The sequence below is a fragment of the Anaerozeibacter quisquiliarum genome, assembly GCF_051162045.1.
In the GTDB taxonomy this organism is placed as follows: domain Bacteria; phylum Bacillota; class Clostridia; order Christensenellales; family Aristaeellaceae; genus Anaerozeibacter; species Anaerozeibacter quisquiliarum.
In genome coordinates this window covers 145,341-168,269 of the sequence record NZ_JBISDI010000002.1, presented here as the reverse complement: position 1 = coordinate 168,269, position 22,929 = coordinate 145,341, and the positions used below count along the sequence as shown (strand labels likewise).

Below are 22,929 nucleotides of genomic sequence, written 5' to 3'. Positions count from 1 at the left end.
CGGCCACCGTGGATCACCTCGATTGCTTTGTCATCTGACGCCCACTCCGGCGTACTGTGTCTTGTTGAACTGCGCCAATTCAATGGCGAGGCTGCGCACATCCTTTTCATCCCGGACGTAGAGCCTGTCCACGCGCACGGTTACGCTCTGATCCTGGTGATAGGTCTTGCGGTTGTAGTAGGAGGATGTGCCGCCAACACCCGCCTGTGCCACGCCGGTCAGGAAACGCGCGGCGTTGCGAATGACCTTGGCCTGGGCCTCGCGCTCCAGCAGCACGCCTTCGCCGAGGCCTTTCATTGCCATACGACCCACCTCGTCGCGGAACACAGCCGAGGGCGACTGGATCTTGAGTTCGGACTTCGCCGTCAGCACCGCGTCACGCGCCACGGTCCCCATTGCGGCGACCACGAGCGCGCGCCCGGACAGGATGCCGAGGGCGAGGCCCAGCATGGCGTTTAGGCCAATGGCCGCGAACTGCGGGCCGGCCAAGGCGGCGGCGAGCGCGGAGGATACGCCGGCTGCGACGGCGGAGGCTGCGCCGGTCAAGTCGTGGCCCTTCATGCCCTCGCCGACGCCGGCGGCGACGCTTGCGCCCACCGGCTTCACGCGCGTGGAGGGCGACTTTATGCCCAGCGCGGCGTTGAGCGCGTTTTCGAGGTTGACGGCGACCGTCTGCGCCGCGGTGTCGGTGCCGGCCGCGGTCATGCCCTCGGCGATGCCCGCCAGGATGTTCTCGCCGACGCCAATGGAATCCATGAGGCTGACGAGGTTGGAAATCTCCTGCAGGTTGGCAATTACATCCGCCGAAAGCGCCTCTCCGTTGTTCAGGGCCGTGATGGCCTCGTTTACCACAGCCTGGATGTGCCCGATCTCGGTGGCGTCCAAGTAGTTGGAGATGGTATCCGCCGCCGCGCCCCGGTCCCAGCCGTCCATCCAGCCGCCGAAATTGAGCCACGAGTTCATCTCGTTGTTGATGCCGGTCAGGTACTCGTTCAGACGCTGGACATCGGCGAGCGTGTCGTCGCCGAACAGCTTTGCGCCGATGGAGCCTTGGTGCTCGGTGGACTTCAAAAGATCGGCCGCAGCCTGCACGGATTCGGGTGTGCCCTGCACCTCCGGGGTGATGAGGACGTGCATCGTGCCGTCTGCGCCGTAGACGAACAGCGTGTCGGCGGTGAGCTTCTCCCTGGGCACCACGTCCACCGGCACCTGCTTGCCATCCATGTAGAAGCTCGCCTTGGGTTCATGGAGCACATCCTGCGGATTCTGGTACATTTCGCCCAGCCGGACGCGGCCCTCGACCTCTATGGGATGATTCTTCACGAACCCGTTGTAAGCGGCGAGGTCATACCCGGTGATGGATACCTTGATGTTCAGGGTCGGTTTGACGGCGCCCGTATCGTCGTAAGCAGTGATGGTCGCGGTGAATGCCTGCATGAGCGTGGATTTGTCGCAGCCGGTGGCTTCGGCATAGGCATCCACGATAGCCTCCACCTGATCCGGTTTGAGCGCGGAGAGGTCGCAGCCCTCCGCTTCCAAGTAGGAGGCGACCTGCGCCACCACGTCGCTTGGCGAGAGTTGCGCGGTGGACGCGCCGGTTTCGATTTCCTTATAGGAAGAAACGAGCGCGTCCACGAGGGGCTGCGGCACGGCGGCTTCCTCTGCCTGCGTATAGTTGCCGATCACCGCGTCGGTCGTGATCGCGCCCGGATTGGCGGCGAATTCGGCCCAGCGCTGCTGCGCAAGTGTCAAATCGAGATCGACGGAGAGCTTCTGCATTTCCTCGGGGATCATCTCGTTCAGGATTTTCGAGAGGCCCGTAAGCTCCCCCGAACGCTGGGACGCAAAGTCAGCCAACGCCGCCAGCTCGTCAAGGTTTTGGGAAAAATCGAAGTCCGGGAACATGGCCTGCACTTCGGCTTCCGTCATGCCGCCATCCAGCAGAGATTGTACCTGATGCAAAAGACCGATGTAGGAAACGAGATCGTCCTCGTTCATCCCCGTCGTAAGCGCATCCATCTGCGAAAGCAGCGCCGGGTCTTGATACCCGTCCCCGCCAATGGTGGAATACTCGCGGAAAAGCTGCATCAGCTTGTCCATATCGGAGCTGGCCTGCTGGATTCCGTCCTCATTCCATACCGGGAGCACGATTTGCGCCAGAACATCCGCGTATTCCTGCGCGGCGGCCTTGCGGTCGGCGTTGTACCCAGCATCCAGCGCGGCTTGTGCGGCGGTCTTGTCGCTGCCTTCGGCCATGAGCTGGATCACCTTATATTCCGCATCGTACCGTTCGTCAATGGCGGCGGTCACGGCGGAATAGCCCTGGGCGGTGGCTGTCAGCCCGCGCTCATAGACGGCATTGTCCACATGCTTCTGCCCGCGCGCCTGCGCCTTGGCCTTCTCGGTTTCAATGCCCTGAAGGATTTGCGCATAGCCGTTTTCACCGTCAGGCACGAGGTTGTACTTGATCTGAATGGCTTCGCGTGCGTCGATCAGCTCGTCCAGCCGCAGCTTGTCCTTTTCAGACAAAAAGCCATTTTGCCGCTTTTTCAGCAGCTTTTCGACTTCGCTGTCCATCGCCGCCAGCGCGTCGATGTCCTTCTGGATGGTATCGGCGACATCCGAATGCCCGGTGGCGGTGGCGTCGGATTTGAGCTTTTGAAGGCTCTCGGTCATGCCGACGTTCAGCGCCTTGAAGGAATCCGTCCATTCCGCGACGATCTCCTTGGTTTCCTTCTTCCCGTCCGTCCATATCTTGAGCAGGCCGTCCTTCCAGGCGGACGCGCTTTTCAGCGCGAAGGCGCCTTTGAAGTCATCTTTTGAGAGGCCGAAGGACGCAAAGCGGATACCCTGCCTTGGTTCAGGCCATCCAGCGAGCTGGGATTAACTTGGCGCTCTTCGCTGGCCTTGAGCATGTAAACCTGACCAATGAGCAAGCCGTGGCATCAATACTCCGCGATTTGCATGGTCAGATTGAAAAAGCCCTCACCATGACAGCCTACATTTTGCTGCTATCTGAACCTGCACGGCTGATTCGGGGAACGCAAATGCTTCTCGGCGGCTGTGAGGATTCCGGGTTGTGCCAGCTGCTGCTGAACGCCATATTAGAGCGTGATACGGAAGCTTATGCGCAGCATTTTGCCGTGTTCCTTGATGTGACCTCCAAAATGCCGCTATTGATTCGTCGCCATCAGCTGCTCGGCAAAATCAAGCAGGTTGCGCCCATGTGGGCGGAAGCCATCAGTCAGCGCGTCGGTATCCACGGGCTTGCCGAAATTCCCGCAAGTATCCAGGAAAGCTGGCAGCTTAAGCAACTGGACATCATCGTTCAAAGAATCTGCACAACGCCCCTGTCAGATGCCGAGCGCCGTGTCAGCCGCCTGAAAGTGCAGTACCAAAGGGCTACCGAAGAACTGGCAACCGCCTTGGCATGGTATCTCCTATCCAAACGCATCACAGGAAACTTGCGCATCCGATCCGCGCTGATCGGCTGGAAGCAGACCATCAAGCGAATCGGCAAGGGTACTGGTAAGAATGCCAGAGAGCTGAAAAAACGGGCGCAGGAGTTGATGGCCGACAGCCAACAGGCTGTCCCGGCATGGATTATGCCCATCGGGAAGGTGATGGACAGCATTGACCCTTCTAAAACAAAATTTGATATCGTCATCATTGACGAGGCAAGTCAGGCGGATATAACGGCCATACCGATTCTATTCATGGGCAAGAAGGTCATTGTGGTCGGTGACGATGAGCAGGTTAGCCCCATGGCCGTTGGGATCCCCGAAGAGAAGATAAAAGTGCTGAAAGCCACCTATATCAAGGACCGGATTCCCAATTGGCACCTGTATGATGCTAGCTACTCGATTTATGACCTTGCCGGCAGCATCTGCAAGCCGCTCATGCTTCGCGAACACTTCCGGTGTGTGCCGGACATTATCGGCTACAGCAATTGGTTGTCCTATGAGGGAAGAATAAAGCCCCTGCGCGAGGCGGGAAATGATGCGGTTCAGCCTGCCGTTATCCCCTTCCGCGTAGAAGGCCAGCGCAAGGGTAAAACCAACCTGGCCGAAGCGGAAGCCATCGTGGCCGCCATTCAGGTTTTTATGGAAATGCCGGAATATAGAAATGAGACTTTCGGCATTATCTCCATGCTGGGCGATGAGCAGGTCAAGCTGATTGATAAGCTGCTCTATGAGCATATCCATCTTGTAGATCGCGAAAACCGGCGAATACTATGCGGCACCGCCTCGGATTTCCAGGGTGACGAACGCAGCGTTATATTACTATCTCTTGTGGACAGTAATGAGGGAGATGGACCGTTGCGCAAGATTACGGAAGGCAAATCCGATTCCACCAAACAGCGCTATAACGTTGCCGTCAGCCGCGCACAGAATCAAATCTGGATTGTTCATTCTATGGACCCCGCCGTAAGCCTGAAGACCGGAGACCTTCGGCGAGACTTGCTGGATTACGCGAAAGATCCGAAATCCTATGGCCAGAAGCTCAAACAAGTTGAAGGGAGCTCCGAATCTATATTTGAGGAGGGAGTTGCCAAGAGCCTTGTGACGGCAGGCTATCAGGTGACCCAGCAATATCCCGTTGGCGGGTATCGTTTGGATATGGTGGTCAGTTGTAAGGGCAAACGCATCGCATTGGAATGCGATGGTGAGCGTTACCATAGCAGTGAGGAAGAAATCCGGAACGATGTGGAACGGCAGAACGTACTCGAGCGACTTGGATGGCAATTCATCCGCCTACGCGGCAGCGAGTATTTCCGTGACAAAGAGCGTGCAATGGAGCGAATCAAGCAAAACCTAAATGAAGCTGGTATCGTCCCGGAGGCGTCCAGTATTTGCAACACCGACTTTATGCAGCAGCATGCATTGAAACAGAAGGTCGCAACGCGTATCCAGCAGATTGTCCGTTCTTGGCATTCGGATGACGATGACTATAATCCGATCCAAGAACCTGATAGGCATCCGATTGCGGAAAAGCCTGCCACCCAGCCGCAAAAACAAACGAGTATTGAACAGTTCCCTGTGGCATCAAATGGTCGTGAAACGCCCACTGCGACGAATACCCCGATTCCTATAGGGGGGAAGGATGCCGCGCAGCAGGAGTCAATGCCAGGGAAACCAAGCATCACTCCATCTCCCGTAAAGCCCGTGCATGCAGGCCATCCTTCTTCTGGAAGCGAAGCAAAACCGGTGAAGACTCCGGCCCCAGGGGTAGAACAGATTGGTTGGGGCGACCTTATTCCGGAATCCAAACTCAAGGGTGGCTTCTTGGAAGCATTGGATGCTGCGTCCTTTGAGTACATTGACAATCGGAGCACCAGCGGTATCCTGTGGGTCCTGTACAGCGTGGAACGGAAAGTGGAATTTGAACAGTTGGCAGCAGCCAATGTGATCAAGGCCTCGCTGGAAAAGCGAGGTGCGGTGGCTACAGCCAATCGTCCGGCATGGCGCATCATGGAGAACCATATAAAGGAGTGACTCCAATGGCGGATAAGCAGAATGAAGAAATCAAATTTGAAATTATCAACGAGATCGGTGTTCTCTCGGAAAGCGGCTCCTGGCGGCTGGAACTGAACAGGATCAGCTGGAACGGCCGCGAACCCAAGTGTGATTTGCGAAAATGGTCGGTTGATCACGCGAAAATGGGGAAAGGCATTACCTTCACAGATGAAGAATTGATTGTTTTGCAGAAGCTGTTGACTGAAGAAGTGGCATTTTTGTAGACTGATTGAGTACAAATCTACCAATGCCTGCAACATGCCGCTTAGCTTGATGTGTTTCCAAAGCCTTGGAAGCTTTATCAGCAGTTAGGGGCTTTGGACGCGTTTGAGTCTAAAAAATGTGCAATAAAACGGAGGCGGAACGGCTTCGGCGGTGCAGTATGACAAGGAGAAGCAACAGGTCTTTTTCAGAACTGGTTATTACCGCAAATCTTTAACTGTATTATAATTGTATCCGAAGCGCTTGCGTTGATGGAGCTGCGTATTCCGGCAGACTTGAATGGTAAAACGGAAAATACTTGAACACAAGAACGGAAACACTTGAACACTCTGCCGCGAGAAGGATTGCCCCATAGTATACTCGTTCATTGCAGGTTGCGCAAGCAGGGAATGCGCCCGGAGGGCGCGGTGGTGGTCGCGTCAGCGCCCGGGGTTCTCGTCCTCGAATTGCCGCAAGGCAAGCGTCTTTCGCATGGAGTCGCCGGCCAGATTGTACTTGTAGGCGTTGTGCACCAGTCGGTCCAGGGTGGCGTCGGCCAGTGTAGGATCGGGAAAGAGCTCATGCCAGGAAGACGGCGGGAGCTGGCCTGAGATCAATGTGGATGCCCGGCCGTAGCGGAGCTCGGCGAGTTCCATCACTTCGTGACACTCGTCCACCGAGAACGGCTTCATCCCCCAGTCGTCCAGGATCAAGAGAGGCACCTTCGCCAGCCGCCTTCTGAACAAAGAATACGAGCCGGAGGCGCGCGCGTCCTCGAGGCTTAGGAAAAAGTCGCTGGTGCGGATGTAGCGGACGGCCATGCCCAACTGGCAGGCGCAGCGCCCTAATGCGCAGGTAAGGTACGTCTTGCCGACGCCGGTCGGGCCGGATAGGATCACGTTCTGCTTCTTCTGGATGTAGGAGCAGTCGCTGAGCCGCAGAACGTCGTCCTTCGTGATTCCGCGCTTGTCGTGGTAGTCAATGTCTTCCACAGCGGCGGGGAAACGAAACTCCGCCTGCCGGACGAAACGCTCTATTCGGCGTCCGCGCTTTGCCAGCCACTCGGCGTCAACGAGCATGCCGAAACGTTCCTCGAAGGAGAGACCCTGCATGCCCGGCTGCTCCTGCAGCCAGGCGAGCTTGTCGGCCATGGCGGTGAGCTTCATCTCACGGAGCTTGTGATGCGTCGCCTTGTCAAGCATTCGCGTCACCCCCGTAATAGCTGCCTCCGCGCAGGTTTTCATGCCGGATCGGCGCGGACGGTCTTTTGTCCCGTTCCGAAGCCATGCGCTTGAACAGCATGCTGAAGTACTTGTAGGTGAACACGTTCTTCTCCTTCGCCGCGCGACACACGGCCTCCATGCCGGTGGCGGACAGCGATTCGCCCATGCGCAGGATACCCGCGCACGTCTTGAACGCCTGTTCCGGATGCTCCCTCCTCAGGATGAGGAAGCGGATGTAGTCGTGGGTGTCGGGACCGAACTTCCGGGCCCACGCTTCCAATCGCTCCGGCGTCCAGTCCGCCACGGCGCGATGGTTGGACGGCATGTGCTCCGGCAGCGTAACATACCGAACCTGGCTGGCGTAACTGCGGATGTGGGACGCGATCCGCTCGTGGTCACAGAATACCTCCATGGCGCCCGCCGTCGCCCGCAGTTCCAACCGCTTGCCCGCGTAGAGGTATGGAACGCTGTAGAAATGCCCGTCATACCGGACGTGGCAGTCCATGCCCGCCCGGACCTGTTTCCAGTCCGCGCATTCGTAGCGGGTGGGCGGCAGCGGACGCAACTGGGGTTGTTCCGTCTCCCTGAAAACGGACAGCTTGCTCCCCGGAAGCTTCTGGAACGGCTTGCGGTTCACTTCCTCCAATTCGTCGCGGACCGCCTCCCACACCTCGTCAAAGCCGTGAAGCTGTCGGTCCCTCAGCTTTGCGATGATCCGCCGCTCGGCAATCTGCACACCCGTTTCCACCGGCGCCTTGTCCTTCGGCTTCCGAACCCGCGCCGGGACGATCGCCGCTCCGTAGTGCCGCGCCATGTCCGCGTAAGTCCGGTTCGCTTCCGGATCATGCAAATCGATCTTCGAAACAGCGGTCTTCGTATTGTACGGGACGATAATCCGGGGAACGCCGCCAAAGTACTCAAACGAGTGGACGTTGCTCAGCTTCACAGCATAGCCGATCCCCGCCGCACGTGCCTTCGCCAGAATTCCGGATACCGTCCCCAGCGACACCTTTACCGAATCCGCAATCTCGCGTTGGCTTAGTCCCACCTCGAAGTGCTGCCGTAGAATTTCGCGTGCCTTGTCCATCCCCGTTCTCCTCATTCCGCCTTCCTCCGCCTCTGTACTGGCGGAAGAATAGCTGTATTTCCAGCTCGCGGCAAGAGGTGTTCAGGTATTTCCGTTCCGGCGTTCAAGTGTCTCCGTCCCGCCGTTCAAATACCGCCGTCCTTGCGTTCAAATCACGCCGTTGCGGTGTTCAAGTAATCCCGGAATTGGCGTTCAAGTGTTGCCGAAATATGCACTTCTGCTTTGTCAGGAGGCCGATGATTCCCCGAATTTGCACCCAATCCCAATGCCTATGCAAGCGCATCCAATGCCGACCGCGCCGCGCGGACGCGCTGCTCGTCGGTGCGCCAAAGCTGATACTCGCTGAGGGAGGGAAGGCCCATGCTGACGTGCGGGTTGCGGTGGCGCATGGGGCTGTCAACCACCGCCTTGCCCGACATGTGGTAGCTCGTCAGACCGGTCAGAGGGCGGAGCTTCGTGATGACTTCCGCATTCACGCCGCCGCCCGCCATGATGTCCACGAGGCCCAGAGCGCCCAACTCCTTGAGCAGCGGCGCGCCGTCAAGGGCGGTGTTGCGCCCGCCCGAGGTCAGCACGGTGGCAACGCCGAGCGCCTTGGCCGCGCGCAGCGCCGCGAACGGGTCGCGGCACATGTCGAATGCCCGATGCAGCGTGACCGACAGGCCGCCCGCCGCCCCGATCATCGCGCGCATCGCCTGCTCGTCCAGACCGCCGTCGGGGGTCAGCGCGCCGATTACCACGCCGTTCGCCCGTTCATGCCGGAAGCATTCGATCTCACCCACCATGATGTTGAGCTCGGCCGGCGAATAGCAGAAGTCGCCGAACCGGGGCCGGATAATGGCGTTGATCGGGATATCCGAGCGCTTGCGGATCTCCCGCAGCAGGAAGACGCTGGGCGTCGTGCCGCCGATGACGAGGTTTGCGCACAGCTCGAGGCGCGTAGCGCCGCCGTTCACCGCCGCCATGGCCGATTCGAGGCTGTCGACACACACTTCCAAGGTATAGCCGGTCATGGTAAAACCTCCAAATCTTATCGGGCGAGGATGCGCGCGAGCATGTCCGCCGTGCCCACGTTGTAGCCGCAGGTGCTGTAGACGGCCTCTCCCTTCCCGCCCGTGCAGATGACCAGCGGATAAACGCCCGGCTCGAGGTAGACCCGGCGCGCAAGCGTATGCACGTCCGCGTCGTTGTCCGCATGGCACAGGCGGATGCCGGGCAGCGCCTCGCGCAACCGAGCCACCAGCGGATCGGCCGCGTCCCTTTCGTCAAACAGGATCAGGTGCAGCTGCTGCGCGTAGGGCGCGAAGGCCGCGCGGTGCTCGTATAGCTCGTTCAGGATGTGCGCGCTGGGCTCCTCGGCGCTCTTCAGCCAGATCAGTACGCCGCCTGAGCGCGCCGCGATGTCTCGAAGCGCGATCGCGCCGTCCGCGCAACGCAACGCAAAATCCGGCAGCGGCAGGCACGATAGCATCTCGCTCAGATCGACGCTGTAGAGCGACAGTCGGGCCGTCGACTGCCGGCCGGGGCGAACCTCGATCATCGATTGGCGCGCGCATTGATGGCCGTTGGGCAGGCGGCCCGCCGTGAGCAGCCGGTACCGCCCGGCGGCGAGGTTCAAGCGCAGCGCGCCGTCGGCCCAGGACGCGTTCGCCAGGTCGAGCGGCTGGAAGCGTCCGTCCGCGAGCCTCGAGAGCGTCCAGTTGCGCTCGTAACTCCAAGCGCCCTCCGCGCCGGCGGTCAGCAGCAGCACGCCGTCGGCCGCGTCGCCGCGCTCAGGCACGGGGTCTTGCCCCCGGTAGTATACCACGGAGCCGTCGACCCTGTCGATGTAGGCCGCTACGCCTAAGGTGCGCGCGATCGCGACGCACAGGATGTCGCGCGACAGCGGGCTGCCTGCGCCCGACCGCAGGCAGGCGGCCGGCAAGGTGACGAGGCCGGGGTATTCCTCGTCCGGCATGCCCTTGACATGGCGCTCGACGTAGGCGCGGATGCGGCCCGGATCCAGGCGCATTTGATCCTGTTCGCGCGCGGGCAGCAGTGACTTGAGGTCTCGCCGGTAGTCGGTCAGCGGCTCGAACCAGATGCGCGGGCAGGCGACGTGTCGGACGAAGACGTCCTCGGGGTATTGATCCCGGTAGGGCAGCGCGGCCTCGAGGTGGCGGTTCAGCACGTCGGCGCGCGCGTCGCAGAAGTCCTTGTCGCTGAGCGACAGCAGCAGCGCCGCGCGCAGATCGGCGGTGGCCGGGCCTTTGCGCAGGAAGGCGGTCAGCTCGCCCTCGTTGCCGTAGGCCAGGCTCAGCGCCCGCCTGAGCGCGTCCGCCTGTTTGAAGGCGCCCAGCGTCGCACCCTCGGTGCGCGCCCGTTCGGCAAAGTCCGCGCGCTTCGCGTCGTGCTTCGCGCGCACGGCCGCCGCCAGCGCGGCCGTGCGCGCCCGCTCGTCGGCCGGGCCGGCCGCGACGTTCACGTCGGACTCCGCCGGCGCGTAGAACATGAAGCCCTCATCCTCGGGCAAATGGACGCCGAGCGTCATTTGTGCGCGGGTGTCGTCCGGATCGACCAGCGCCTCGCCCCGCCGCTCGCCTTGCACGGCGGTCAGCAGCAGCGACCCCTTGCCCACCGTGATGCTCGCTTGGCCGCGCGCGTCGGCGGTCATCACCGCGATCGGGCGGAAGGCCGCGTAGTTGAGCACATCAAGCTGCACGCGCGCGCCCGCGGCCGGATGGCCCGCCTCGTCCAGCACGGTGACCGTCAGGCGGCGGACGCGGGCGTAGCGTTCGATTTGATTGTAGGCGCGCGCCAGGCCCATCCGCTGCGTTTGCTCGCCGCCGGGCAGCTCTGTTTCCCCGAAGCAGCGCGCGTGCGCGAGCATGGCGCGCGAGGAGGCGCGCACAAACCAGCCGCGGTCGAGCGCCGACTCGGGCTCGCACGCGCCCAGGAAGTGCCAGACCCCGTCGCACCAGCATTCCACCCAGGCGTGGTTGTCGTCGCAGTGCGACCAATGAGGCGCGTACACCTGCCGCGCCGGGATGCCGACGCTGCGCAGCGCCTGGGTGACGAAAGTCGATTCCTCGCCGCAGCGGCCGTAGCCCGAGCGGTACACGGTCAGCGCCGAGGCGGTGCGGATGTCGGCCTGGTGGTAGGACGCCGCCTCGCCGCACCAGCGGTTGACTTCGAGCGCGGTCTCTATCATGGTAAGGCCCGCGGCGCGCGTTGCCAGCGCCTGCGCGAACACGCTTCGGCAGGGGGAGAGCTCCTCGGTGTTGACCCGGTGGCAGAGCACATAATGTAAGAAGATGTCCTTCGGAATCCGCGCGCCGAGCGCCCCGCGAGCAATCGCCACGCCGTTGCAGACGTAGTCGAGGATGACCGAGGGCGGGTAGTTGACGGCGTCGCTGAGCGGCATGGTTTGATAGAGAAAGGCCGCCGCGCCCCGGTGGGCCCGGTCAAGCCCGGCGAACGCCGCCTCGATTGCCGAGGTATTGATGCCCGCGCGGGCGAGACGGTGAAGCGCCTCGCCCAGATCGAAATCAAAATCGGTCGTATACATACGCTACCCTTTCACCGCCCCCGCGCTCAAGCCGCCTTCCACCTTCTCCTGGAACAGCAGGTAGATGGCGAGCGGCACCGACACCGTGATGATGATCGCGGCCATCAGCGGCGCGTACTCCGAACCGCGCTCGCCATTAAAGCTGAGCAAGCCCAACGATATGGGCTTCAGCCGCCGATCGTTGATGAACAACAGCGGGAACAGCACGTTGTTCCACGCGCCCAGGAAGTTGAAGATGGACACGGTGGCCAGCGCCGGCACGCTGAGCGGCAGCGCGACGTGGCGGTAGATCTGCGCGTAGCCGGCTCCGTCGATCACGGCGGCCTCCTCGAGCGCACCCTCGATCTGCCCCATGAAATTGGTCAGCACCATGATCGTGAACGGGATCGAGAACGCCGTAAACAGCAATATCAGCACGAACAGGTTGTTCTTGAGCTTGAACAGCCCGATCATGTAGGCGATCGGCACCAGCACCGTGTGCATGGGCACCATCATGCCGATCATGAAGAACACCAGGATCAAGCGGCCAAACCTGAACCGGAACCGCGCGATGACGAAGGCGGCCATCGAGCATAAAAGCGCCAGCAGCGCGACGGTCGCGACCGCGAGCAGGATGCTGTTGAAGAAGTACTGGCCGATGTTGGCCTGCTTCCAGGCGGTCGCATAGTTTTCAAACCGCCACGCGGCGGGCATGGAAAACGGCGCGGTGAAGATTTCGCGGTTGTTTTTAAACGACGAGAGCAGCGTGAACAGGAGCGGCGAGACGAACAGCGCCGCACAGATAACCATGAACGACACCCGTCCGACGGTCCCGGCAACATTCTTCTTCATAATAATAACGGCCTCCTTAGTCCCGGTTGCTCTTTTTGCCGAGGGCCTCGGTCAATCCCGTCGCGGTCAGGCAAATCAGCATGATTACGACGCCGATCGCGCTGCCGACGCCGTAGTGATCGTACAGGAAGGCCTCCTGATACATGAGCGTGGTCGGCAAGTTGGTCAGGCCGTTGGGGCCGCCGCCGGTCATGGCGAACACCAGGTCGAACACCTTGATCGAACCCATGATGTCCATCAAGATGCACATGACGAGCGTGGGTTTGAGAATCGGGACGGTGACTTGAAACAGCTTTTGCGTGGCGTTGACGCCGTCGATCTCGGCGGCCTCGTAGATGTCGGGCGAGATCGTGGTGAGCCCGGCGAGCAGGATCACCATGTAGTAGCCGATGCCCGCCCATATGTTGACGAATGTGATGGTGTTCATCGCGGTGGCCTTGTCGATCAGCCAGTTCTGCGCGAGGAACGTCAGACCGATGTTCTTAAGCAGCGCGTTCAAGGCGCCGTTGGGCATAAACACGAACATCCACATCAGGCCGATCGCGGTCAACGGGAACACGGTGGGGATGAAGTATATGGCCTTGAACAGCCGGAAGCCGCGCTTGGTGGCTTGCAGCGCCACAGCCAGCAGCAGCGCGATCGGCGTGTGAAACACGACGCTGCCGACGACCATGACGGCCATGTTCTTGAGCGCCAGCAGAAAGGCTTTGTCCCTGAACAGGTTGATGAAGTTCTTGAGGCCCACGAATGTAACCTCGGAGCCGGCGATGCCGTCCCAGCGGGCGAGCGCGAAGTAGACCGCGCCGATCAAGGGCACGATCTGGAACGCGATGTAGACCAGCAGCGCCGGCAGCAGGAAGCAGGCGGCGAACAGCCTGGCCCGGGAGGTTTTCATGTGCATGCAGGGTAACCCCTCTTCTTTATAGGTTAGGGCTACACGGCCTATTTAGGCGCGTGTAGCCCCAGGGAAATTGCGGACGAACCTCCCTGGGAGGGTTGGAGGGCCGAGGCCCTCCATGTCCAATCGTACCGGCGGCATGTACGCCGGGGCGGGCGGCATTTCGCCGGAGCGAAATGCTCACCCGATCCCGGCACCGCCCGGAAACCCCGCAGGGTTTCAGGTGCCGTCCTCGAACCCCTCTCACGCGGATACGCCCGCAGGCGGATTCGCGTGACTGGCCTTAACCCTTGTCCACTTCGGCCTGGATCTCTTCGGCGGCCTGCTCGGGGGTGGAGCCGGTGAAGATGCCGACCAAGGCGTTGCGGGTCTTGTCCTGCATGGAGGGCAGCGGATCGTAGTCGAACACGTCCACGGCCACGCCGGTCGAGGTGGCGCACAGGTCGACGTTGGCCTGGAACAGCGGATCGACGTTGGCCTGATCGACTTGGATGTCATTTCTCGGGATCAGCTGCGCGGCCTCGTTGGCGAAGCGGGATGCGGTCTCGGAACTGGTCAGACGCTTCACCAGCTCGATGGTGAGTTCGAGCGCGCGGCCCTCGAGCTTGCCGTTAATCATGTAGGGAGAGATGATCTGCATGTCGTTGTCCTTGAACTCGGGCTTCTCCTCGAAGTAGGGGAACTTCGCGAGGCGGATGTTCTCATACTCGGGGCAGAGCTCGGGATCGTTGAAACGGGTGATGTTCCAGGGGCCGGTAATCATCATGGCAGCCTCGCCGTTCTGGAAATTGGCCAGCACCATGTCGTCGCTCAGGCCCGCGGAGCCGTCCGGGAACGCGCCCGCGTCCACCAGTTCCTTGACGAAGCCCAGCGTTTCTACGACCGACGGATCGGTCCAACTGAGCGTCCGGTTGCCCAGCGCCTTGGCGGCGTCGGTGCCCAGCCACTTGTAGAAGATCTGGTTGTGCAGATGGCCCGCCATGTAGGAGGCCTTCGCGCCCAGCGCGATCGGGATGATGTTCTTGTCCTTGAACACGGCGATGGCGCTCTTGAGCTCGTTCCAGGTCTCCGGGAACTTGTCGATGCCGTTCTCCTTGAACAGGCGTTCGTTGTAATACACGCCGATCAGGCCGCCCTCGCAGGGCACGGCGTAGATGCCGTCCTTGCCCGGCACGCGGTAGTAGTTGAGCGCGCCCTCGGCGAAGCCGCCGCCCCAGACCGCGTCGTCCTTGATGAACGGCTCGACGTTGAGCAGGTAGCCCTCGTCGATGTACTTGCCGAGGTTCGCCACGCCCTGGATGCGGAAGATGTTGGCCAGGGTGCCGGAGGACAGATCGGTCTTCAGGATGTTGTTGAAGGCCGATTCGTCGCCCTGCGAGTCGTCGATGATCGTGACTTCGGGGTAGTCCGCCTTGAACTTGTCGATGACCTCTTGGTAGATCAGCACCTGCTTCGATGTGCCCGCCATACGCGTGAGCAGCCGGATTTCGATCGGCTCGCCGGCGGACGCCAGCGAAGCCATGCCGAGGGCCATCAGCGCGGCGAGGACCAATGCCGTCAGTTTCTTCATGGGGAAACCTCCTATCTTAGTATCGGTCACAGCGCAATCATAGCAAATGGATCAGGTTTAATCCATATACATTTTTTCGCTTTTTGCACTTTTTCACGGCGACTTTTGCGCATCCTTCAATTTTATCGCAACGACCGTGTCTAATTCGTCGGGCAGCGGGTAGCAATCTTCGGCTGATTTGCCGAAAAAGAAAAACGCGTTCTCGAGATACTCGGCCAGATTCCAGAACCTGGTTTCGACCACCTCGGATTTATCCTTGAGCAGGCGCATGCGCTCGATCCGGCCCGCGAGGCCGGCGAGGCAGATCGCGCCCGCCTGTTCCTCCATCACGTGGGCGTAGATCGTGTCGCCCTTCTGCGTGTAGCGGCCCCACTCGGGCTTGCTGAGCTCCGCGATGCCGCAGCCGTAGATGCTTGCGTGATTGTCGTCCATCCAGCGGCCGACTTCGGTCAGGATGTCCACCGATTCGCGCGGGATGCGCCCGGTGGCGTCGGGGCCGACGTTGAGCAGCAGGTTGCCGTTCTTGCTGACGCACTCGACGAGCATGCGCACGACCAGCTTCGCCGACTTGTAGTGCATGTCGTGGGCGTGATAGCCCCAGTGGTTGTTGAGCGTAACGCAGGCCTCCCAGGGGATCGGGTTGCCCGCTATGTCGGTCAGCCCGGCCGGCGGAATCATCTGCTCGGGCGAGGCAAAGTCGCCCGAATAGGGCGTGGGGTCGAGCGTGCGGATCGAGCCGGAATTCTCGGAACTGCCCTCGAGCCGGTTGTCGATCACCAGATGCGGCTGGATCGATCGCACCATGGCGATCAGCTCGTCCGCCTTCCAGGTGTCGCAGCTCATGTTGTCGTAGGAGAAATCAAACCACATCAGATCCAGGTGGCCGTAGTGGGTCAAGAGTTCCCGCACCTGCGCATGCATCATCTTGAGGTAGGCGTCGAAGTCGTGCTTTGCGCCTTTATAGGCCTCGTTGTTTCGCATCGGGTGGAACTTGTCGCCGTAGTGCGGGTAGTCGGGGTGCCGCCAGTCGATGATCGAATAGTACAGCCCGACCTTGATGCCCTCGGCCCTGAACGCCTCGACGAATTCGCGCACCAGGTCGCGCTTACAGGGCGCGTTGGTGGACTTGAAGTCGGTATAGGCGGTGTCGAACAGGCAAAATCCGTCGTGGTGCTTCGCGGTCAGCACCGCGTACTTCATGCCGGCCCGCTTTGCCAGCCGCGCCCACTCGCGGGGGTCATAGTTTTCGCAGGTGAATTCATCGAGAAATTTGTCGTACTGTGCGCTCTCCATCTGCTCTCGGCTGCGCACCCACTCGCCGCGCGCCGGTATGGCGTACAGCCCCCAGTGGATGAACATGCCAAACCGCGCCTCGCGGTACCACTCGGTTCGTTGGGTTCTCTCCTGAACGACCTTGTTCATCGCGCCTACTCCTTACGGTGAATTACCCGCCTAAGCATACCACATTTCAGCGCGTCATTTGCAATCCACGGCCATTTCGTATATAATTATGCCATGGAAGCGGAAAAAGCACAAATCGTCGGCGGGAAGGGGACGGAAGCTTGAAGGGCTGGTTCAAAGCGCGCTCGATCCAGCGCAAGATCTTCTTCGCCATGCTCCTGAGCTCGGTCTTCGCCATGCTGGTCGTCGCGCTGACCGCCGTCTTTTTGTTTGTAGCCTTCTTTGTCTCGAGCGAGGGCAAGTCGTCGCTGGCGCAGCTCGGTTACCTCGAAAACCAGCTCGACTACTTTGTCCAGTCGTTTGAAAACTACGGCAAGACGCTGCGCGCCAACGACGGCATACAAAAGCTGTGCGCCGCCTACGACGCGGCCGGCGGCCGCTTCAACTACGCTCACGCGGCCCAGGCGCTCGCCCAGATCTACGCGATCATCCCGAGCGCCGATTACATCAGCTCCACCACCGTCTACGGCGCCGACTGGCGGGTGCTGGCCTCGACCGCGCCGGTACCCACGCCCGATGCGCCGCCTGAACGGGAGGCGCGCGCCGCGTTCTGGCGGGCGGGCTGGAAGAACGACAAGTACGACGCCAAACGCAAGAACTACTCGTTCTCCTTCTATTCGCCGATCTTCGACTACCGGTCGGGCCGGCACATCGGCTACCTCGAATTGGTGCTGCCGGAGGCGGCGATCGCCAAGGCCTACGCCCGCTCGGTTTCCGACACCCACAGCATCGCGGTGCTCGACGCCGATGGGCTGGTACAAAGCAGCTCCCTGGGGCTCGAGCCGGGTTCGCCTTACGCGCCCGCGCCCGCGCTCGATTCGGGCGATCAAAGCGCACAGCAAATCGGCCTGACGAAGGCGGTCTTCGCCCGGCGCTACGCGAGGCTCAATTGGACGCTGGTCTACGAGATCACCGCGGACAAGTTCTTTGCGCCGGCGCTTTACTTCCTCGTGATCTTCGGCTGCGTGGCGCTCGGCTGTTTGATGCTGTACGCGCTGGCCGCCCGCCGGATATCGCGCACGATCACCCATCCGATCGACGCGCTGATCGGCCACACCCGCACGATCCGGCACGGGGCCTGGCTGACGATCGACGAGTCGATCGCCGAGGACGGCGAGATTCGGGCGCTGCTGCGCGCGTTCAACCGCATGATTACGGCGCAGGAGGAACTCAAGAACCGGCTCGTCGAGTCGGAGGAGGCCAAGGCGCGGCTGCTGCTGAACGCGCTGCAAGAACAGATCAACCCGCACTTTCTCTACAACACGCTGGACAACATATGCTCGCTGGCCGAGATCGGCGAGACCGAGGCGCTCACGAAGATGGTGCTCCGGCTGTCGGCGTTTTACCGCAAGTCGCTCAGCGGCGGCGGCTCGATCGTCACGATCGCGGAGGAGCTCGAGATCACGCGCAACTACCTCGAGATCATGAAGATCCGCACCGTGGGCCGCTTCGACTTCTCGATCGACTGTCCGCGGGAGCTCGCGGGCGTCAAGATCCCCAAGCTCGTGCTGCAGCCGGTGGCCGAGAACGCGATCGAGCACGGATTCGCGCATGTCGACCATCCGGGGTTCATTCACATTCGCGTACGCAGGGCGCAAGGGCGCATCGTGCTGTCGGTCGAGGACAATGGCGCGGGGCTCATGACGGAAGGCGGCATGCCGGCCGATGGGCAGCCGGGCTCCCGTTACGGGCTGACCAATGTGCGCAAGCGCCTGGCGCTCTACTTCGGGAACGACTCGGGCCTGAGCATCCGAAACGGCGAGCAGGGCGGCTGCCTCGTGGAGCTGACGATCCGGGAAGGGGGCGCGGACGATGCTGAAATACCGGCTGGCGATCGTTGACGACGAATACTACATCCGCCAGCGCCTCAAGAAGATCATCAACTGGACGCGCCTCGGCGTCGAGCCGGCCGGCGAAGCCGCGAACGGTCGCGAGGCCATCGGGCTGCTGGACGCCGGGGTCGACCTGATGGTGCTGGACATCAAGCTCCCCGACATGAGCGGCATCGACGTGGCGCGGTACGCGTACGAGCGCCACCTGGGCACCCGGATCATCCTGCTGTCGGGCTTCAACGACTTCAGCTACGCGCAGGGTGGCATCCGCCACGGCGTGGTCGACTACCTGCTCAAGCCCTGCGAGGAGGGCGACCTGAACCGGTCGATCGAACGAGCGATCCAAATGCTCGAGCAGGACTTGGAGCAGGGGCGCATGCTCAAGCTGGCGGGCCGCGGTGAAGCCGCGCCGGGCGACGGCGCAACGCAGCCCAGCCTCCCCTCCGACGTCGCCACCAGCCGCAAGATCTGCCGCTACATCGAGCGGCACTACGCCGAGCCCGACCTCAGCGTCACGGGCCTCGCCGAGCTGTTCCAGATGAACATCTCCTACCTGGGCAGCATCTTCAAGAAGGTCAACAAGCTGTCGATCCACCAGTACATCACGCTCGTGCGCATGCAGCGCGCCGCGGCGCTGATCCGCTCGCGCGGGCATAAGATCACCGACATCGCCTTCCTGGTCGGCTACAGCAACATCTTCTACTTTAGCAAGCGGTTCAAGATGGTCTTCGGCGTGTCGCCCAAGGAATACGAAAGGGCCTGTGTGGAGAAGGCATTGCGCGACGAAGAAACCGATGACGGAGAGTAACCGGATTCCTCAGACGGTGATCTCAATCAGGTGCCCGGACGGCGGCGGGGCGACGGCGGCGCTGCTTAGCTGCTCGACCAGCGCGGCGGCCTGCGATTCCTGTCCGTCCATGACCTTCTTGATCAGCGCGACGCCGACCGACTGCGCGAGCTGCGACTGGCTCGACGATATGGCGGCCGATATGAGGTAGTTGGAGATTTCCACCGACACGCACCTCCTGCCATGTATATCGGAGCGCAGCGCCAAAAGATGAGCGCGTCAAACCCGCCCGGCGTACCGCGTCAGCCGACGCGCGCGTACATCGACCGATCGATTCCGGCGGCATGCAGGGACCGGATAAGCGCCGATCTATTCTGACGCTGCCGCACGCGTGCTTTAATCGGCGATGGCCTAATGCCGCGGATTATCCCTGACGATCACCACGCCCTTCATAATCGCGGTGAGGATGTCGGCGTAGAACTGAATCGACAGCGCCTGGGTGCGCGTCATCACGTCGCCGAAATCGGTCACCACGTAGAACGGGCGGAAGTTGTTGAGCGCGTAGGCCTTCACGTCGGCCCGGCATCTCGCGCAGCCGCACATGCCCGTGTCGGCGATACACTGATCCAGGTACATCTCCACCAGCGCTTCCGACACATTTTGCACGTTGTAGGTCTCATCCATGGTCATACCTCTTTCGCCGCGCGCGGCGCATGTTGCGGACATATCCGCCTTGTCCCAAATCATATCATTCTCCGCTCGTAAATGCAAGCCGTTCGACCGGGAAAATTGTTGCGCCAAACGGTTGACAAACGCGCGCCGAATGGATATAATAATAAATCGTTGGCGGTCCTTGATGCGGGCGTGGCGGAATGGCAGACGCGCCAGATTTAGGATCTGGTGCCACAGAGGCGTATGAGTTCGAGTCTCTTCGCCCGCACCAATTATCATGAAGCGCGCGGTAGTAGCTCAGTTGGTAGAGCGCCACCTTGCCAAGGTGGAGGTCGCGAGTCCGAGTCTCGTCTACCGCTCCATCCAAAAATCGGGTCACTGACCCGATTTTTGCAATGAAACGCCCCCTGCGGGGCAAGGGGAGTTCGCCGCCCGCTCGTTGCTGCAAAACGCCTGACGCAGCGCCGCCGCGCCCGCGCATTTTGCGGGAGCAGTCGGACGAAAAATCCCCCCGCCTGAGGCGCCCGAGTCAATCCCTACGAATCAATCGCCGATTGCCCGGCGGTTGACAAACGCGCGCCGGGAAGGTATAATACTCACCGTTAACGGTTCCTGATGCGGGTGTAACTCAATGGCAGAGCGCCAGCCTTCCAAGCTGGATACGTGGGTTCGATTCCCATCACCCGCTCCAATCTTCCGAGAACAGGTCGGCGCGCGATGGCCTCTTAGTTGGCGGAGCGCCGCCTTGCCAAGGCGGAGGCCGCGCGTTCGAGCCTCGTCCGCCGCCCCCAAATCATCCCGGTGACCCAAACGCCTCTTTCTTCACGCAAGAAAGGCGTTTTGTTTTACGCTCGCTCCATGTTCGCCCGCGCCGGCATGTGCTATAATGGTAGTAAAACCCCGTGGGTCGGGCATTTTGCGTGGCGGGAGGCGAATGACGGCGCATGAAGCTGAGGGAAAGAGTGGTTGCTTGGGTGGTGGCGGCCGCGCTGTTCGCCGCAGGGGCTGGCGCGATATGGGGCTACCGGCGTACGAGCGAGCGAGGACAGCGCCAGAGCATCGACATCGCGCTCGACGATTTGATCCGCGAGCAGCAGGTGGCCTTCCAGGGTGAGATGGACGGCAAGCTGTGCCTGCTGAGCGCGCTGGCGATGGGCGCCGCCGCGCAGAGCGGCGCGGTCAGCGCCGAGCGGGCCGCGGCCATGCGCGCGGGCGCGGACGAGGCCGCGTTCGACATGGTAGGGCTGATCGGCCCGGACGGCATGGGTTACCTGGACGACGGGCAAATGCTGGACGTGCGCGAGAGCGACTACTACCGGGCCGCGCTTCAGGGCGAGGCGCGCCTGTTCCATGGCGTGTGGCCGCCGGACGGCGGCGAGGCGCGCTTTGTGGCGACCAGGCCGATCATGAAAGACGGCCGGCTGGCCGTGCTGGCGGTGGGCCGGCTGAGCAACGCCCCGCTGGCCGAGTTTCTCGCCGACCAGTCGCCCGACCAGAGCAGCTATTGCTTTGTGACCGGTAAAGACGGCGAGATCCTGGTGGCCGCCCGACACATGGGGCTGCTGTCGATCGCCGGCAACGTGCTGAAGTTCTACCGCGAGGCGGTACTCGAGTACGGGGCGAGCGTCGAGGCGCTTGGGCAGGATATGCAGAACGGGCAGTCGGGCACGCTGGCCTACCGCTACGGCAACCAGCGCCGCTACGCCAGCTACACGCCGCTGGGCGTGGGCGATTACTACCTGTTCTGCGTCATGCCGCGCGAGCGGATGGAAGCGCCGATCGTCGAGGCGCGCTCGGCGCTTTGGCGGCTGGCGTTGCAGTTGGCGGCAATCGCGGTGCTGCTGCTGGTGTTCGCCTGGTGGTGGCGGCGGCGGCTGGAAGCCTTGCTTGCGCATGCGCGGCGCGACGCGCGGCGCCAAGGCGCGATGCGGCGCGAGGCCGAGGCGCTGTCCTACACGATCCTGTTTGAAGTAGACGCTGCGACCGGCGCGCTGACGCTGAACGGCGCGTTCGAGCGCCAGCTCGGGCGCAAGCTGTCGATCGACAACTTGTACGCGATCGCCGAGGGCGAGCCTCGGTCCGAGGACGAGGCGGCGCTCAAGAAGCTTGCCGAGGCGATGAAGCGCGCAGTGCCCAAGTCGACGGCCAGCGTGCAACTGCGCCATCAGAACGGCGCGCTGATCTGGTATCGGGTGGCCTACAACGCGCTGTTTAACGCAGACAAGTCCGCGCCTTACGCCTTCATGGGCCGGATCGCCAACATCGAGCGCCAGGACCACGAGGACGACGCGCCCGACGTGCGTCCCGGCAGCGACGCGCTCACCGGCCTGATGGGGCACCGCGCCTTCATGGAGCAAGCTTCGCAGCTGCTGCCCGGGCTTCCGCCCGGCTGCGCGCTGCTGGTGGTGGACATCGACGGGTTCAAGGGCGCGCGCGATCCCAAAGGCCGCTACGATGGCGACCAGCTGATCCTGCACCTGAGCGAGACGATGCGGCGCGTGTTCGGGTCGGGCGACATGGTGGGCAGGCTCGGCGGGGATACCTTCGCGGCGCTGATGATGGGCGCGCCCTCGCGCGAGCAGATTGCGAAGAGCGCGCAGGCCATGTGCGACGCGTTCGAGGATTTCGAACGCCCGGACGGGGGAGACAAACCCACCTGCTCGGTCGGCGTCGCCTTGGTGGAGGACGGGGTGGACGACATCGCCGAGCTCAGCCGCCGGGCGGATCAGGCGCTGTACCGCGCAAAGCTCGCGGGCAAGCACCGCCACGCGTTCTATCAGGACAACCGGCGCGCGGCGGACGAGCCGCGCGGCAAGGCCGGCGACATCAGCTCCGTGCTGCTTCGGTGCACGACCGCCTTGCTCACCGAGCCGCTGCCCGCCGCGATGGACGTGCTGCTCGGCGAACTGGCGCTGTACTACCGGGCCGAGCGCGCCTTCGTGCTGGGTGCCGGGGCCGACGCTCTGCTCAAGGAGCGCTTTATCTGGTACGCGCGCGGCGTGGGACCGCATGAATGGCAAAGGCTCAAGCTTGACGAGATGCCGGCGATCGCCGAGGCGCTCAAGGGGCACAAGCCGGTCGTGCTGACCGGTGCCAACGTCCGCGAAATGACCGGCGGACGCGGTCTTGCGATGCTCGGCGGGGACAATATCTCGTCGATCTTCCTGATGCCGATCGGCCGCGACGGCGCGGGTATCGGGTTTATTGGGCTCGACAACCCATCCGACCACATGGGTTGCGTGGCGCTGCTCAAGTCCATCAGCCAATGCCTGTACGGCGTCCTGTCAGAGAAGGAGCAATGACC

At 62.0% G+C, this 22,929-nt stretch carries 16 protein-coding genes and 3 tRNA genes; 8 read left to right on the top strand and 11 right to left on the bottom strand.

The window, feature by feature from the left end; all coding sequences use genetic code 11:
• Positions 1 to 30 precede the first annotated feature (30 nt).
• Positions 31 to 2,676, bottom strand: a complete 2,646-nt coding sequence (locus ACH6CV_RS01710) for a hypothetical protein (RefSeq protein WP_456356424.1) — start codon at positions 2,674 to 2,676, stop codon at positions 31 to 33.
• Positions 2,677 to 2,855: 179 nt separating this feature from the next.
• Here ACH6CV_RS01710 and ACH6CV_RS01705 point away from each other — a divergent pair, with 179 nt between their 5' ends.
• Both ACH6CV_RS01705 and ACH6CV_RS01700 read left to right on the top strand, forming a co-directional pair.
• Entirely contained in the window at positions 2,856 to 5,495 is a 2,640-nt protein-coding gene (locus tag ACH6CV_RS01705) for an AAA domain-containing protein (RefSeq protein WP_456356423.1), read from the top strand.
• Between the two features lie 5 nt (positions 5,496 to 5,500).
• Positions 5,501 to 5,740 carry a YdbC family protein gene (locus ACH6CV_RS01700; RefSeq protein ID WP_456356422.1) on the top strand — a complete coding sequence of 80 codons (240 nt, stop codon included), beginning with the start codon at positions 5,501 to 5,503 and terminating at the stop codon, positions 5,738 to 5,740.
• 417 nt (positions 5,741 to 6,157) lie between these two features.
• Here the strand turns inward: ACH6CV_RS01700 and istB are convergent, their stop codons facing one another.
• The 8 genes from istB to ACH6CV_RS01660 all read right to left on the bottom strand — a co-directional run bounded on the left by istB (position 6,158) and on the right by ACH6CV_RS01660 (position 16,295).
• On the bottom strand, positions 6,158 to 6,919 hold the full coding sequence (gene istB, locus ACH6CV_RS01695) for an IS21-like element helper ATPase IstB (protein WP_456356421.1): 762 nt from the start codon (positions 6,917 to 6,919) through the stop codon (positions 6,158 to 6,160).
• Positions 6,912 to 8,027 (bottom strand): Mu transposase domain-containing protein, encoded by a 1,116-nt coding sequence (locus tag ACH6CV_RS01690; protein ID WP_456356420.1) that lies wholly within the window; start codon positions 8,025 to 8,027, stop codon positions 6,912 to 6,914. Before ACH6CV_RS01690 ends, istB begins: the two co-directional genes overlap by 8 nt.
• 269 nt (positions 8,028 to 8,296) lie before the next feature.
• Positions 8,297 to 9,040: a copper homeostasis protein CutC gene (locus ACH6CV_RS01685; protein WP_456356419.1), complete on the bottom strand. Its 744-nt coding sequence runs from the start codon at positions 9,038 to 9,040 to the stop codon at positions 8,297 to 8,299.
• Between the two features lie 17 nt (positions 9,041 to 9,057).
• On the bottom strand, positions 9,058 to 11,574 hold the full coding sequence (locus tag ACH6CV_RS01680; RefSeq protein ID WP_456356418.1) for a transglutaminase domain-containing protein: 2,517 nt from the start codon (positions 11,572 to 11,574) through the stop codon (positions 9,058 to 9,060).
• Positions 11,575 to 11,577: 3 nt separating this feature from the next.
• A complete protein-coding gene (locus ACH6CV_RS01675) occupies positions 11,578 to 12,405 on the bottom strand; it encodes a carbohydrate ABC transporter permease (RefSeq protein ID WP_456356417.1) in 828 nt (275 codons plus the stop codon).
• A gap of 16 nt (positions 12,406 to 12,421) precedes the next feature.
• The gene (locus tag ACH6CV_RS01670) at positions 12,422 to 13,306 is read right to left on the bottom strand and encodes a carbohydrate ABC transporter permease (protein ID WP_456356416.1); all 885 of its coding nucleotides are present in this window, start codon (positions 13,304 to 13,306) and stop codon (positions 12,422 to 12,424) included.
• Positions 13,307 to 13,586: 280 nt separating this feature from the next.
• Positions 13,587 to 14,873 (bottom strand): ABC transporter substrate-binding protein, encoded by a 1,287-nt coding sequence (locus ACH6CV_RS01665; protein WP_456356415.1) that lies wholly within the window; start codon positions 14,871 to 14,873, stop codon positions 13,587 to 13,589.
• 93 nt (positions 14,874 to 14,966) lie between these two features.
• Positions 14,967 to 16,295 (bottom strand): alpha-L-fucosidase, encoded by a 1,329-nt coding sequence (locus tag ACH6CV_RS01660; RefSeq protein WP_456356414.1) that lies wholly within the window; start codon positions 16,293 to 16,295, stop codon positions 14,967 to 14,969.
• A gap of 140 nt (positions 16,296 to 16,435) precedes the next feature.
• Between ACH6CV_RS01660 and ACH6CV_RS01655 the strand changes: the two genes are divergently transcribed.
• Positions 16,436 to 18,175 (top strand): sensor histidine kinase, encoded by a 1,740-nt coding sequence (locus ACH6CV_RS01655; RefSeq protein WP_456356413.1) that lies wholly within the window; start codon positions 16,436 to 16,438, stop codon positions 18,173 to 18,175.
• Positions 18,147 to 18,974: a response regulator transcription factor gene (locus tag ACH6CV_RS01650; protein WP_456356412.1), complete on the top strand. Its 828-nt coding sequence runs from the start codon at positions 18,147 to 18,149 to the stop codon at positions 18,972 to 18,974. The genes ACH6CV_RS01655 and ACH6CV_RS01650 overlap by 29 nt, the downstream gene beginning before the upstream one ends.
• A gap of 9 nt (positions 18,975 to 18,983) precedes the next feature.
• Here the strand turns inward: ACH6CV_RS01650 and ACH6CV_RS01645 are convergent, their stop codons facing one another.
• On the bottom strand, positions 18,984 to 19,178 hold the full coding sequence (locus ACH6CV_RS01645; protein ID WP_456356411.1) for a putative motility protein: 195 nt from the start codon (positions 19,176 to 19,178) through the stop codon (positions 18,984 to 18,986).
• 186 nt (positions 19,179 to 19,364) lie between these two features.
• A complete protein-coding gene (locus tag ACH6CV_RS01640) occupies positions 19,365 to 19,637 on the bottom strand; it encodes a late competence development ComFB family protein (RefSeq protein ID WP_456356410.1) in 273 nt (90 codons plus the stop codon).
• Between the two features lie 174 nt (positions 19,638 to 19,811).
• Between ACH6CV_RS01640 and ACH6CV_RS01635 the strand changes: the two genes are divergently transcribed.
• The 4 genes from ACH6CV_RS01635 (at position 19,812) to ACH6CV_RS01620 (ending at position 22,927) form a co-directional block, all read left to right on the top strand.
• A tRNA-Leu gene (locus ACH6CV_RS01635) sits at positions 19,812 to 19,896 on the top strand.
• A gap of 15 nt (positions 19,897 to 19,911) precedes the next feature.
• Positions 19,912 to 19,987, top strand: a tRNA-Gly gene (locus ACH6CV_RS01630).
• A 255-nt stretch (positions 19,988 to 20,242) separates the two neighbouring features.
• Positions 20,243 to 20,316, top strand: a tRNA-Gly gene (locus ACH6CV_RS01625).
• Between the two features lie 253 nt (positions 20,317 to 20,569).
• A complete protein-coding gene (locus tag ACH6CV_RS01620) occupies positions 20,570 to 22,927 on the top strand; it encodes a diguanylate cyclase domain-containing protein (protein ID WP_456356409.1) in 2,358 nt (785 codons plus the stop codon).
• Positions 22,928 to 22,929: the final 2 nt, after the last annotated feature.

What these genes read in the sequence shown, in the direction of transcription:
- ACH6CV_RS01680 (WP_456356418.1), bottom strand. Translation starts at nt 11,574, where the DNA reads ATGTATACGACCGATTTTGATTTCGATCTGGGCGAGGCGCTTCACCGT.
- ACH6CV_RS01640 (WP_456356410.1), bottom strand. Translation starts at nt 19,637, where the DNA reads ATGGATGAGACCTACAACGTGCAAAATGTGTCGGAAGCGCTGGTGGAG.
- ACH6CV_RS01660 (WP_456356414.1), bottom strand. Translation starts at nt 16,295, where the DNA reads ATGAACAAGGTCGTTCAGGAGAGAACCCAACGAACCGAGTGGTACCGC.
- ACH6CV_RS01690 (WP_456356420.1), bottom strand. Translation starts at nt 8,027, where the DNA reads ATGGACAAGGCACGCGAAATTCTACGGCAGCACTTCGAGGTGGGACTA.
- ACH6CV_RS01710 (WP_456356424.1), bottom strand. Translation starts at nt 2,676, where the DNA reads ATGACCGAGAGCCTTCAAAAGCTCAAATCCGACGCCACCGCCACCGGG.
- ACH6CV_RS01685 (WP_456356419.1), bottom strand. Translation starts at nt 9,040, where the DNA reads ATGACCGGCTATACCTTGGAAGTGTGTGTCGACAGCCTCGAATCGGCC.
- ACH6CV_RS01675 (WP_456356417.1), bottom strand. Translation starts at nt 12,405, where the DNA reads ATGAAGAAGAATGTTGCCGGGACCGTCGGACGGGTGTCGTTCATGGTT.
- ACH6CV_RS01670 (WP_456356416.1), bottom strand. Translation starts at nt 13,306, where the DNA reads ATGCACATGAAAACCTCCCGGGCCAGGCTGTTCGCCGCCTGCTTCCTG.
- ACH6CV_RS01700 (WP_456356422.1), top strand. Translation starts at nt 5,501, where the DNA reads ATGGCGGATAAGCAGAATGAAGAAATCAAATTTGAAATTATCAACGAG.
- istB (WP_456356421.1), bottom strand. Translation starts at nt 6,919, where the DNA reads ATGCTTGACAAGGCGACGCATCACAAGCTCCGTGAGATGAAGCTCACC.
- ACH6CV_RS01620 (WP_456356409.1), top strand. Translation starts at nt 20,570, where the DNA reads ATGAAGCTGAGGGAAAGAGTGGTTGCTTGGGTGGTGGCGGCCGCGCTG.
- ACH6CV_RS01665 (WP_456356415.1), bottom strand. Translation starts at nt 14,873, where the DNA reads ATGAAGAAACTGACGGCATTGGTCCTCGCCGCGCTGATGGCCCTCGGC.
- ACH6CV_RS01650 (WP_456356412.1), top strand. Translation starts at nt 18,147, where the DNA reads ATGCTGAAATACCGGCTGGCGATCGTTGACGACGAATACTACATCCGC.